Raw genomic sequence first — 12,875 nt, 5'->3', positions numbered from 1 at the left:
ATTTGGGAGAACTTTTTGTATTACCTGCCCGTCTTAGAGTAGGAGCTAGAGCTATTAAAGCATTAACTAACTATTTAAGATTTTTTTAGCAAACTCATCTTGGAAATCAGTAATAAAAGGAATGCCTGTTTCAATCTCTGTCTCCCGGTTAGCAGAGGAAATATCTGTTCGAGCGATTTGACTGAGTGAAAACTTGCGCGCTCCGGCCATGAATTGCTGCAGACCACCGGCTAGTTTATCCGCTAATGTCCAGACTGCAATAGCACCATAAGGGATCTTTTTCATGGCATCTGCACCAATTTTATTTTGAATATCATAGTAGCCCGCAAAAATTTCTTCAGCTTTCGAGCCGTGTTCCAGCACAGTCTTTGGCAGGCTATCCCAGTTGCCATTCAATAGGTCTTTACGTTCCGGATGAAGGGCTCCCTCAATGTTCGCACCGACAAATGCTGGGATCATGACCCCTCTACCCATACATACTAATTTCGTAAAGGGTGCCCCCAAAGCTAAGGCCTTAAAGATATGATCCTCTCTCGCTAAACCGCCGGCAAAGGCCATATCGACAACTTTGTGGCCTTTAGCCGCGAGAATACTGGCATATTCATAAGCTTTTGCGTGGAGAAGGATGGAAGGAACCCCCCAAGTCTCCATCATATTCCATGGGCTCATGCCAGTACCGCCGCCGGAACCGTCAATAGTTAACAGATCAAGTTGAGCGTCAGTCGCCAATTTGATAGAGGCAGCCAAAGCTTCCATCCCATAAGATCCTGTCTTAAGAGAGATTCGTTTGTAACCTAAACTTCTGAGATAATCTACGGATTTCATGAAATCGGCTCGAACCTCATCATAATTGGAAAGATCGGTATACCCCAGGCGGCTGTGGCGTGCAAAAGACTTAAGGGCACCATTTTTAAAAGCTTCTTGCACCTCGGGTTTAGTGGGATCGGGATCAACCACATAACCTCTATTTTTTAAGAACAGAGCGTAGTCTAGGCTGGTTACCTGAATTTCTCCGCCAATGTCTTTTGCTCCTTGTCCCCATTTCAACTCAAGGATAACATCGTTCCCATATTTATTAATAATATATTCAGCTACTCCATTGCGAGTATCTTCAACATTCATTTGAACAATGATAGCTCCATACCCATCGTAATAATTGAGATAGGTTTGAATTCGACGGTCTAATTCAGGGGCTTTGATAATTTTTCCGTTTTCCAGTACAGACTCTTTATCAACCCCGACAACGTTTTCGCCGACAACGATCGGGAACCCGACTAAGGCAGCACCGATAGCAAAGGAATCCCAGTACTTGGCAGCAATGAAGGTAGAGCCCAAAGCTCCGGTCATAATAGGTACTCTAACCTTAGTCTTAACTTGGGCACCAAATTCTGTTTCAGTAGTTACATTAGGGAAAATGCAATCATCGGCACTATTTGTCAAAGCGCCTGGTAAACCATATGCCCCATAATTAAACCCTTGAATACGAAGGGAATTATAATTTACGCCGATATGAGTCGTGTTTGAACTACCGGCAGTAACTGTACCAAAATCCCGTGGGTACAACATTTTTCTGCCTTTGAGGCTTGACATCCAGTTTTCACATTTCCCTTGGCAATCGGCCCGACATAGAGTACATAGTCCTGATTCACTTGGATTTCCTCGATTTGCAGTTCCTAAAACATCATTAGATTTACGCCATTGTAACATCCGTTAATGCCCTCCTTAAAATTTTTATTAAATTCCTTCTAATGATACCTTTATTGGCACCTTAATAAAAATACCTTTTTAACATGTATACTGAATACATGTTAAAAAGGTATTTAGGAGAAATAATTTGCCAGTCTGTTGCTAGTTGATTTTTTCTACTAGAAGGAGGGGCAGAGCTGTTGCCATCACAAACAAGTAGAACATAATCTCGATACCAATCAAGGCACGTGCTGTTAAATTTCTCGGCTGAATGTCACCTAAACCAGCGGTAGCAATTGTTGTCGAGCTAAAATATAAGAAAGAGAGATATTGGAAGCATAAGTCATCTCCCACCTCGCCTTCAAAACTGGAAGGCAAATATCGGTAGAGAAGAAGGTATTCAGAGGTGAAAAGTAGTATGACTCCCACCAGTACTATAGCAATGGGTGTAAATAGATGATTATAAGAGGGCCGAGATTCTTTTACGACCTTTGTAATTGCATAATAAGCTGCTGCCAAAGCAAAGATTGAATATCCAATCAGACTGATTTTTAAAAGAGTTCCTTCATAAGGATTATGATGATTTTCCTTCTTTCCCTCGGTAAAAAGACTTAAAAAGAATGCGACCGCAGCTCCACCAAAAGCGGGTGTTAACAATTCCCAATATCCTGGCGCAAACGCCGGTATCGGACGGCGAAGCGGTGCACAAACAGTTGGAGAACTATGTGTGCTTAAAGGTTTATAAGTTCGTGAATTAGAGTTTAATGGATAGGGCATAAAATAGGGCGGATTTTGCGGAGGCTGGGTTTTTGATTGAGCCACTTCTGATTCGACCGCCTTTCTAAAGTATATTCCATTATATTCCTCAGAAAGCAGATGGTTAAAGCTTTGGCGGTGTAAAAATATCGTTTCATTTAAAGAAACGAAGAAGGATTGTTAGGGATTTTAGAGAATTAAAGAATAAGATCGATCATAATAACCAATTACTATTGTAATTTAAGGAGTCGATAATGGTAACTTATGACAAATTAAATATGAACTTTATTCCCCATGAACTGCAAAAGGAATTTATTAAGACTAAAGTTCTAAATAATTATTTTCGTCTGCGAATTTTAGCAATTGTGCTTCTTTGCCTAGATTTTGTTTTTCTGTTTACTGATTATAAAAATTTTCAAGAAGGTTTATGGCTTAGCACTCCCGGTTATGTGTGGCTTTTTTATTCCCATATTACACTAGGCCTTGTAATGATCTTAATTACAATATTATATTGGAGTACTAATCTGCAAACCGTAAAGGATGTTAAGCCTTATCATAACCTTTATGAGATCTTTTTTGCCCTTTTTTGCTTATTCATGTGTGCGGTTATCTCCGGATGGATTGACCAGAGGATTCATGGGCAGCTAACAGTTTACGTCATTGGTTGTTTTTTAGTTGCAGTTTTCTTCAATTTGAGCCCGAAGTTGAGTTTTGGGGCTTATTTTCTATCTTACGTCGTTGTCGTTGCAGGAATACAGTATTATCAACCGGACTCTTTAATTAAGAATGGACATTATATTAATACATTATTAGTTTTATTTGTAGCTTGGCTTTTATCAATAACCCTTAATAATTCCCAAGTTAAGGACTTTTTACATCAAAACTCCTTGGAGCGGTTAGTCAAAGATCGCACAAAGGAATTGGAAGAAATAAATCAAAAGCTCATGCGTGAAGTAAGTGATCGCAAACAAATAGAAAGTAAAATTTATCGCCTGGCCTCCATAGTGGAGTCCACGGAAGACGGTATTATTGGGATGGACCTGGATGGTAAAATTACGGATTGGAATCGGGGAGCGGAGTGCATTTATGGTTATTCTAAAAACGAAATCCTCGGAGAGTCGGTTAGAATATTATTTCCTCCGGATCATCAATATGAGTTAGATGGTATTTTGTCAACTATTTCTCAAGGGCGATCAGTTTCGCATTACGAGACGACTCGGGTAAGAAAAGACGGACAAATCATTAATGTTTATTTGACAGTTTCCCCCATCATAAACCATCTTGAGCAGATTATAGGGGCATCAACGATTGTTAAAGATGTTACTGCACAAAAGAAAATAGAGAAAGAAATGTTGCGCATGGAACAAATGAATCTCGTCGGGGAAATGGCCGCTAGTATTGGGCATGAAGTAAGAAATCCTATGACAACTGTCAGAGGATTTTTGCAACTTTTAGGTAGTGGCAAGAATACTGAAAAGTACTCTAACTATATTCCGCTTATGATTAGTGAAATTGATCGGGCTAATCAAATCATCACCGAATTTCTGGCGATCAGCCGAACTAAAGTCACTGAAGTTGCCCTACATAATCTTAACGACATCATTAACAGCATCCTTCCTCTTGTGCAGGTAGATGCAATTAGAAATGACAAAAGCGTAAAGACAGAATTAGAGCTGATACCGGATCTAAGATTGGATGATAAGGAGATTCGTCAGATGATTCTTAACTTAGCTCGAAATGGGCTAGAAGCTATGAACCAAGGCGGTTTACTTAAAATTAAAACTCATACGCTGAACAACGAAGTGATCTTATCCATAGAAGATCAAGGAATGGGCATTAAAACGGAGATAATTGATAAATTAGGAACCCCTTTCTTCACTACCAAAGAATCAGGAACCGGATTAGGTCTAGCAGTCTGTTATGGAATTGCTGCACGGCACAAGGCAAGGATCACTATCCAAACAAGCCCACAGGGGACCACCTTTTTGGTTAAGTTTAAAGTACTTAACTGCACAACAGAAACGACTCAATAAAAACTTCTACTACTTTAGGGGCGAATTACAACAAGTAGGCGTTGATGATAACTTCTTCTCCTTGGCGGAGATCACGGTAGGTTATTTGACGAAACTAATAAAATATATGGTTAGTGGAGGTTTTTACAACAAATCATTTGACCTTAACTGACCTTTTGTACTAAAATAAAGTTAATCGGCAAGAATATAATAGTTAAAGTAAGGACGCCTAAATAAGAGTAAATAGGGGGAATTGAAAATGGGTTATCTGGTTCCAATGGTAGTTGAACAAACAAATCGTGGGGAACGCTCCTACGATATATACTCCCGTCTTCTCAAAGATCGGATTATTTTCCTGGGGGGTGGCATTGATGACGATGTTGCTAACCTAGTCGTGGCACAAATGCTTTTCCTCGAAGCTGAAGATCCGGAGAAGGACATTAATCTTTATATTAATAGCCCTGGGGGTTCTATCACAGCGGGAATGGCTATTTATGACACTATGCAATACATTCGCTCTGATGTGCGGACAATTTGTATTGGAATGGCTGCAAGCATGGGGGCCTTTCTGCTGGCAAGTGGAACAAAGGGAAAACGAGTCGCTTTACCAAACTCGGAGGTCTTGATTCATCAGCCCTTAATCGGCGGGCATGGACTTTCCGGACAAGCGACAGAAATTGAAATACATGCCAAGCAACTGCTAAGAACTAAAGCAAAAATGAATAAAATTCTTGCCGAGAGAACCGGTCAACCTATTGAAAAGGTTGAAAAGGATACAGAACGTGATTATTACATGACTGCGGAAGAAGCCAAAGAATATGGTCTGGTGGATCAAGTGCTGGAAAAGCTTGAAGTTGCTACAGAAAAGTAAATAATCAAGAGAGACTATATTAAAACGCAAGGTGCTGATTAGATTTGACCTTGCGTTTTTTTTGTCTGCGCAAAGCTGGAGGTCCCAAAACCGAGGTGCACTAAAACTTCATAAGAAATTATCTTAAAAAGCGGTCGCCTTTCAGTTTCATCGTAAGGAGGTCGCTTTTGCCGTCAACTTAGACTTAGGGAAATATTCACAGTGTATTTTGGTGAATCATGATGAAAAACCACATATTTTATATATTTTTACATATATTTCTAATACGGAAGGTAATTAATATCTTATGTCGAAATTCTATCTGTGAAAGAAAGAGCGAATTATTTTACAACTGAAAGATATAATTAATAAGTGCACTATTGGTGATCATCTTGATTATTTTAACATCAGGCTTGGGTAACTGAAGCCAGATGGCTCCCTATAAAGAGGAAGCTTAATGTGGATGAAAGGAGACATTAGCATGCGTAGAATTCGTAAAGCAGTGATACCGGCAGCTGGGTTGGGAACTCGATTTTTACCGGCCACTAAAGCCCAACCGAAAGAGATGCTGCCGATTGTGGATAAGCCAACAATTCAGCACATTGTAGAGGAAGCTATCCAATCCGGCATAGAAGACATAATTATCGTAACAGGACGAAACAAACGTGCTATAGAGGATCACTTTGACCGCTCTATGGAACTCGAAGGGTTTTTGGAAAAAAACTCCAAAGATGAGCTCTTAGACCTTGTTCAGGATATTGCTCGAATGGCTGATATCTATTACGTTCGGCAAAAAGAAGCCTTAGGCTTAGGCCACGCAATCTATAGTGCTCGAAAATTTATTGGCAATGAGCCTTTTGCAGTTCTCTTAGGAGATGACGTAATTTACTCTGAAGTACCGGCATTAAAGCAAATGATTAATCATTACCAGCGCTACGGAGCAAGTATTGTCGGGGTACAAGAGGTTCCCTATGAGGACACAATCAAATACGGGATAGTCGATGGAGAAAAATTCGCCGATCGACTATACAGAGCCAAGAATATGGTGGAGAAACCCCGTCCGGAGGAAGCGCCGGAAACTCGTTTAGCCATCATGGGACGTTACATCCTAAATCCGGAGATATTCAATATTCTAGAGGAATTACCGGCGGGCAGGGGCGGAGAAGTACAGCTGACAGACGGTATTAAAGAACTCGGTCGATTTCAGGAAATACTCGCTTATGAGTTTGAGGGTCGCAGATATGATGTTGGAGACAAACTGGGGTTTGTGGAAGCAACCATCGATTATGCCTTGCGGCGAGGAGATCTTTCTGAGGATCTGATTAATTATCTGCGGGACATTGTTAGGAAAGCAGATAAAACTAGTTAAAAGTAGTTAAAAGTAGTCAAAAGTTATCAAAATCATGACCTCGCCGCTTAAGGTGAGGTTTTTCTATTTACTTACCAGACTTTCATGTCGCTAGGAGGCATCAATGATGAATAAAAATTGAAGGCTAATTCGTGCGAAGACGGTGCTGCAAGAAGGCTTAATCCGTGCGAAGACGGTGCTGCAAGAAGGTTTAATCCGTGCGAAGACAGTGTCTTCGTCGTCGTCTGAAGCATCAGTGCACCTAAGACAGCCGCCTGCGCCTAGGGCCAGTCAAGTTTTCTATATTAACGTCAACACTTTAGGCGAGTAATTAGCAAATTATTTTCAATAATGCTGGACCTTAATCGCGAATTATATGGACAGCAAGAGGTCTTGTGGATTTTAATGGAAATTCAGAACGGAAAATGGACCAAACTCTACAGCGAAAACGACACTCTTTTCTTCCAATAATTGGTAGAATGCACTTGTACCAAAAAAGACTAAAGGAGGGAAGAGACTAATGATACCAATCGACAAAAAGAGGATAGTAACCTTAGCAGGAACGTTAGTTCTTGCAGGAGCTGTTGTTGCAGCGGGGGTATATGGCCCTAGCGTCTGGAAAGTTTTCCGGCAGCAAAGTGCTATCACAGATCAGGTAGTTATTCAAACACCAACCGTTGATGATAAAAACATTAGCGGTAGTAATGGCACAATGTTGCCGGAAGGGACTGCTCCACCTACAGCACAAGGAGCGGCGGAAACAACACCTACAACACCTACAACAACAGTACCTAATACTCTCAATGCACCTCCACAAAATGATTCCGGATCAAAGAATAAGTATAAAGAGCCGGACACTAAGCAGATAGACATGGCGCCGTCTATCGCTAGCTACTTTGGAGAAGCTGCATTAAGTAATGATGCTAAAACATTAGCTTTTGGATCTGCATGGAATGTCCACCAGTATGTGGATGGTTATCTCTATGGACCGGCAGCAGGTCCACAGATGAATGAGGAAGATATTAAGAAGTATATTGTTTTCCATAAGACATTATTGGACAAGCAATATAAGAACGAAGCGAATATTGCTAAGGCAGCAGCTTTTACAGGCTATCTGGATGTACTTTTGAATAGTGGAATCGATGCCTTTGATTCGAAGGATAAAACTCGAATTGAACAGTTCCACCAAGGAATTCATGATCTCGATGCTCACCTATTGCGTAATGACACAAGTTCCAAAATATACGGGGCGACGCCATTTGCAACCAAACGAACATAATTTAGGCATCTGTTAAAGCAAGAAATCTAGGAATGGTATGAAGCTTATCTGCAGCACTATAGGTTAAAAGGACTACACTAAATTGTATTCAAGGTGCACAATGGCCTCTTGTATTTAATTTTTATGTCAAAAGCTCATCAGTGGAGTCGATGAGCACTATACTCGGATTTTAGATAGATTGATCCATCAAATTGGTTAGTTTATGGATTAACAGATCCGTAAAAGCTGGGGGGAAAGCGGAAAAAAATAATATTTCGAAAATCTAAAAAATTAATAAACATTTTGGTTAGTAGGAATTAACCTGGTTATGGCGAGGTTTATACTAACAAGATGGCAAAAACTGAATATGTTTCATCACCCAAGACCAGTCTTTAGCAGGCTGGTCTTGTTGTTTGGAGGGCATTTTCAGTAGAATAACAAATATTCTCAGCTAAATGTCTAACATCTCCTTCCTTTGGTCAAGATACTAATAAAAATCATTTGAAGGAGATTCTGGTCTTTATGCGTAAAATGAATTATCTGATTGGAGTATTGGCGTTAGGTGTTGGTGTGCTTTTCGGGACACTGGGTGTGTCTTTACTCACGAATTCGGGTTCCCCAACCTCATTCATCTCCAAATTACGTGGCCAAGATAAGATACAAACAGTTTCCGGTACAGTTAGTGATCCGAATCAGACATTAATCCCGGACTCGAATTTGGCGGCAGATAACTTAACTGAAAGCGATTCACATACTCTTTCCAATAAACAATCACTTTTGACCCAACAAGTTATCACTGACTATAAACAAAACATCGGAACCTTTTTTGGAGCTTGGAAATCAACGGATATGGCGACCTTCCGTCTGAAACTTGGCAAAGCGTATACGGGGGATTTGTTTGAGAAACATGCCCGCCGGGCAGAAGAATATTTGGTTCAGGGAATAGGGCTGGATGTAAGCCAAATAGTCTTTGATCAAATTGATGTAGAAAGTGTCACGGATAATACAGCCACCTTGAGAGTCGATTATCGATACACAGCTAGAGATTATAGTCTAACGGATGGCACTCCCGTTGGAGAAGAGCATGAACAGATTGTCCAAGTACGGGTCAATCTAATAAAACAAAACTCCCGGTGGTTGATTACCGGCGAGAGTACAATACAGTAAGAAAAATGGGCTGCGGTCTTTAATGACAAGCAGCTCATTCTTATTTGTCTATGCATAGAACTAAGGGGTATGATAAACTATAGTTCATAAACATGCATATCTACGTGATTCTGAAATCGCTTTTACATAATTGTTTTTTATAGTAGATTGATCAACTTTATGCCTGAATTTATTACCTAATTGGCATTCAGTCCTTACGCCCCGGTCCTCTGTTTTAGTTGTAAAAGCAGGTAAGTTGTAGTAAACTTTAGAACGATAAAGTTTAATGTTGGTTTATCGAGAAAGGGTTGAGCTACGTGTTATTCCGCAAACGAACGTTGATTTTAATGCTGATTGATGCTTTGTTAATCAACTTGGCAGCTTTCGGCAGTTTTTATTTGCGCTTTGAAGAAGGCATACCTCTAGATTATTATCAGACCTATTATCACACAGCCATTGGGGGAACTATTTTATATCTGGCTGTTTTCTATGTCTTTGGGCTATATAACCGCCTCTGGCAGTATGCAAGTACCGGGGAGTTGCTCTCTATTGTTTATGCGGTTTCCGTTGGAACCGGCGGAACTGTTGCGGCAGTTTATTTTTATGGTTTATCAAATGCAGACACCCTTTCCTATGTTAGGATGCCCCATACTGCGGCGGTGCTTCTTTGGTTGGCTATGGTCTTTTTAATTGGAGGATCCAGGTTCATCTGGCGGATCTTGCAGGAAAACGCCTTTGATCGCCATGTTCCAGGCTCCCAAAAGCAGGTGCTCATTGTTGGGGCGGGGGATGCCGGGGTATTAGCGGCTCGGGAATTAAAAAACCGGAACTATCGGGATGGGCGTCCGATTGGGTTTATCGATGATAACCATTCAAAACAGAAGCTCCAGTTGTTAGGTATTCCTGTTTTGGGTACCCGTATAGATATTGCCCGGGTTGTAAAAGGACATAATGTGGATGAAGTTATTATTGCTATGCCCTCTGCATCAGGGGAGGCGGTTCGCGAGATTGTCCAAATCTGCGAAAAATTAGGGGTAATTCTAAAAATTATGCCCGGCGTCTATGACATTATCAGCGGTGACATGAATGTTAAACCGATTCGCCAAGTTCAAGTAGAGGATTTACTTGGTCGAGACCCGGTTTCAGTCGATTTAGAGGAAGTAGCTGGCTATGTTGCAGGAGAGACGGTGATTATTACCGGAGCAGGGGGTTCAATCGGTTCGGAAATCTGTCGTCAAATCGCCAGGTTTAATCCTGGGAGGATGGTCTTACTGGGGCATGGGGAAAATACCATTTTTGACATCGAACAAGAATTGCGCTCTGAGCACCCTGGAATTGACTATATTACAGAGATCTTGGATATTAAAGATCGGGAAAAAGTCTTCTTAATTTTCGAACGCTATAAGCCCGGGGTTGTCTTCCACGCAGCGGCTCATAAACATGTTCCTTTGATGGAAAGAAACCCGGAGGAAGCGCTTAAAAATAATGTTGTCGGTACACAAAATTTAGCGGAAGCTGCTGACGAAGTAAAAGTAAAGACTTTTGTTTCAATTTCTACAGACAAGGCGGTTAACCCAACAAGCGTTATGGGGGCCACAAAACGTACGTCAGAAATGATTATTCAAAGTTTAGACCTTCGTTCTCAGACAAAATTTGTCGCAGTTAGGTTTGGGAATGTATTGGGAAGTCGTGGCAGCGTAATTCCTACCTTTAAACGGCAAATTGCCCAAGGCGGTCCTGTTACGGTCACCCATCCTGATATGGTGCGTTACTTTATGACAATCCCTGAGGCAGCTCAGTTAGTTATCCAAGCCGGAGCTATGGCTCGGGGCGGAGAGATCTTTATCTTGGATATGGGGAAACCTGTTAAGATTGTAGACTTGGCTAAAGACTTAATTCGGCTTTCTGGGTTTGAACCGGATGTTGATATTAAGATACAATTCACAGGAATTCGGCCGGGGGAAAAGCTCTTTGAAGAGTTGTTGACGGCTGAAGAGGGAGTCACTTCAACTAAACATAGTAGAATCTTCGTTGCCAAGCCCAATAACATTGATGTTAAGCTCCTGGAAGAGTTAACCCATATTATTCGAGAACGGGGTAGCTTTTTAACCAGAGATGAAGTCATCAAGCTGTTGCAGACAGTTATTCCGGCCTTCCGTAAGAAAACAGAAAAAGTAGTCGTTAATCAGTAAGGGGGAAAACAGAAATGTTAACCGTTAAAAATGTGATTACCAATGAAGATGTCATTGCCAAAACTCTTAAAGAAAAAATAGAAAAACATCAAGCAAAGATTGGCGTTATCGGTTTAGGCTATGTGGGCCTACCATTAGCTGTTGAAAAAGGGAAGGTTGGCTTTCCGGTACTAGGGTTTGACATTAACTCGGCCCGGGTTGCTCGTGTAAACGCTGCGGACAACTATATCGGGGATGTCAAAGACGAAGACCTCAAGGCAATGATTGATAAGGGGTTGTTACAGGCAACCACGGATTTTTCAAGATTAGCAGAATGTGATGTAGTAATTATCTGTGTTCCCACACCGCTGACAGTTACCCGAGATCCGGATATCTCCTATATTCAGGCATCCACAGAAGAAATCAGAAAATGCCTGCGTCCCGGTCAAATCATAACCTTGGAAAGCACCACCTATCCGGGAACCACAGAGCAAGTTATTCTTCCTTTGCTGGAAAAAACCGGCTTGAAAGTAGGACAGGACTTCTTTCTGGCCTTCTCACCGGAACGGGTCGATCCCGGTAATAAACGCTTTACTACGAAAAACACCTCTAAAGTGGTTGGCGGCATGACGCCTTATTGCTTAGAGATTGCTTATGCTCTTTACAATCAAACAATCAGCAACGTTGTACCTGTTTCTTCGCCGGCTGCTGCAGAATTGACAAAAGTCTTTGAAAACACTTATCGGGCAGTGAATATTGCCATGGTGAATGAGTTAATGATGCTTTGCGACCGCATGGGGATTGATATCTGGGAAGTGGTGGAAGCTGCCGGAACAAAACCCTTTGGGATTCAGACCTTTTACCCCGGTCCCGGAGTGGGAGGACACTGTATTCCTATTGATCCCTTCTACCTCACCTGGAAAGCTAGGGAATATGATTTTCACACCCGCTTCATTGAGCTGGCAGGGGAAATTAATGTAGAAGTCTCTTATTATGTGATTAATAAGGTCATGCGGGCCTTGAACAGTGTTAACAAGAGCTTAAAGGACTCCAATATCTTTGTCCTCGGAGTTGCCTATAAAAAAGATATTGATGACATGCGTGAATCCCCAGCCTTAAAAATTATTGAACTCTTGCGCAAGCAAGGAGCCAATATCACTTATCATGATCCATATATTCCGGTGATTGAGCCCCATGGAGGAAGCACAATTCACTTAGAAAGCGTGCCTTTGACAGATGAAGCCTTAGCTGATGCAGATACAGTTTTAATCTTAACAGATCATACTGATGTGGATTATGAGAGGGTAGTTGAGAAGGCCAAGCTCGTAGTAGACACCCGTAATGCCACTAAAAATGTTTTGAGAAATCGTGAGAAAATCGCCAAGATCTAATTTAAGGTGTAATATAGGCGGTAATAGCGATTTCAGGATAGAGACCCAGGTTTAAGGGGAATCAGCTGATTCCCCTTAAACCTGTATATGCGTTCGGGTCAGGCGGCTTCGCCCACATCCGTATACCCAGCACTCCGAGGCTTGCCTACTCGCTTGGGCGGGAGCTCCGCCAAACCTCTGGGTAGTACCTGGTGGGAACCTGGCTCTTATACCCCTCTGACGCCGCCGACGAAGGCTGTGGTGTAGATCACGGGGGG

General features: G+C 41.6%; 9 protein-coding genes. 7 read left to right on the top strand and 2 right to left on the bottom strand.

Annotated elements, in window-relative coordinates; translation table 11 throughout:
• Positions 1-66: 66 nt before the first annotated feature.
• Together DP73_RS18600 and DP73_RS18595 are read right to left on the bottom strand one after the other, a co-directional pair.
• On the bottom strand, positions 67-1,707 hold the full coding sequence (locus DP73_RS18600) for a glutamate synthase-related protein (RefSeq protein ID WP_034601599.1): 1,641 nt from the start codon (positions 1,705-1,707) through the stop codon (positions 67-69).
• Between the two features lie 141 nt (positions 1,708-1,848).
• Entirely contained in the window at positions 1,849-2,508 is a 660-nt protein-coding gene (locus DP73_RS18595) for a potassium channel family protein (RefSeq protein ID WP_034601597.1), read from the bottom strand.
• Between the two features lie 188 nt (positions 2,509-2,696).
• On the opposite strand from DP73_RS18595, the gene DP73_RS18590 reads away from it, so the two are divergent.
• From DP73_RS18590 to DP73_RS18560, 7 genes are all read left to right on the top strand, one after another.
• On the top strand, positions 2,697-4,475 hold the full coding sequence (locus DP73_RS18590; protein WP_034601596.1) for a PAS domain S-box protein: 1,779 nt from the start codon (positions 2,697-2,699) through the stop codon (positions 4,473-4,475).
• Positions 4,476-4,713: 238 nt separating this feature from the next.
• Positions 4,714-5,325: an ATP-dependent Clp endopeptidase proteolytic subunit ClpP gene (clpP, locus tag DP73_RS18585; RefSeq protein ID WP_014905063.1), complete on the top strand. Its 612-nt coding sequence runs from the start codon at positions 4,714-4,716 to the stop codon at positions 5,323-5,325.
• A 460-nt stretch (positions 5,326-5,785) separates the two neighbouring features.
• A complete protein-coding gene (galU, locus tag DP73_RS18580) occupies positions 5,786-6,673 on the top strand; it encodes a UTP--glucose-1-phosphate uridylyltransferase GalU (RefSeq protein ID WP_205623415.1) in 888 nt (295 codons plus the stop codon).
• A 499-nt stretch (positions 6,674-7,172) separates the two neighbouring features.
• Complete coding sequence (locus tag DP73_RS18575; RefSeq protein WP_034601595.1) at positions 7,173-7,931, top strand: hypothetical protein; 759 nt, start codon at positions 7,173-7,175, stop codon at positions 7,929-7,931.
• A 501-nt stretch (positions 7,932-8,432) separates the two neighbouring features.
• Positions 8,433-9,077, top strand: a complete 645-nt coding sequence (locus DP73_RS18570) for a hypothetical protein (RefSeq protein ID WP_034601594.1) — start codon at positions 8,433-8,435, stop codon at positions 9,075-9,077.
• 296 nt (positions 9,078-9,373) lie between these two features.
• Positions 9,374-11,248 (top strand): nucleoside-diphosphate sugar epimerase/dehydratase, encoded by a 1,875-nt coding sequence (locus DP73_RS18565; RefSeq protein WP_081963099.1) that lies wholly within the window; start codon positions 9,374-9,376, stop codon positions 11,246-11,248.
• 14 nt (positions 11,249-11,262) lie between these two features.
• A complete protein-coding gene (locus DP73_RS18560) occupies positions 11,263-12,618 on the top strand; it encodes a nucleotide sugar dehydrogenase (RefSeq protein WP_034601593.1) in 1,356 nt (451 codons plus the stop codon).
• Positions 12,619-12,875: the final 257 nt, after the last annotated feature.

The sequence above is a fragment of the Desulfosporosinus sp. HMP52 genome, assembly GCF_000765145.1.
GTDB lineage: Bacteria > Bacillota > Desulfitobacteriia > Desulfitobacteriales > Desulfitobacteriaceae > Desulfosporosinus.
The sequence above is the reverse complement of the archived record's forward strand: the minus strand, read 5'-3'. Positions and strand labels throughout refer to the sequence as shown.

Bases quoted from the DNA above. Each gene is read 5' to 3' on its own strand.
- DP73_RS18560 (WP_034601593.1), top strand. From the start codon at position 11,263: ATGTTAACCGTTAAAAATGTGATTACCAATGAAGATGTCATTGCCAAA.
- DP73_RS18590 (WP_034601596.1), top strand. From the start codon at position 2,697: ATGGTAACTTATGACAAATTAAATATGAACTTTATTCCCCATGAACTG.
- clpP (WP_014905063.1), top strand. From the start codon at position 4,714: ATGGGTTATCTGGTTCCAATGGTAGTTGAACAAACAAATCGTGGGGAA.
- DP73_RS18600 (WP_034601599.1), bottom strand. From the start codon at position 1,707: ATGTTACAATGGCGTAAATCTAATGATGTTTTAGGAACTGCAAATCGA.
- DP73_RS18570 (WP_034601594.1), top strand. From the start codon at position 8,433: ATGCGTAAAATGAATTATCTGATTGGAGTATTGGCGTTAGGTGTTGGT.
- DP73_RS18575 (WP_034601595.1), top strand. From the start codon at position 7,173: ATGATACCAATCGACAAAAAGAGGATAGTAACCTTAGCAGGAACGTTA.
- galU (WP_205623415.1), top strand. From the start codon at position 5,786: ATGCGTAGAATTCGTAAAGCAGTGATACCGGCAGCTGGGTTGGGAACT.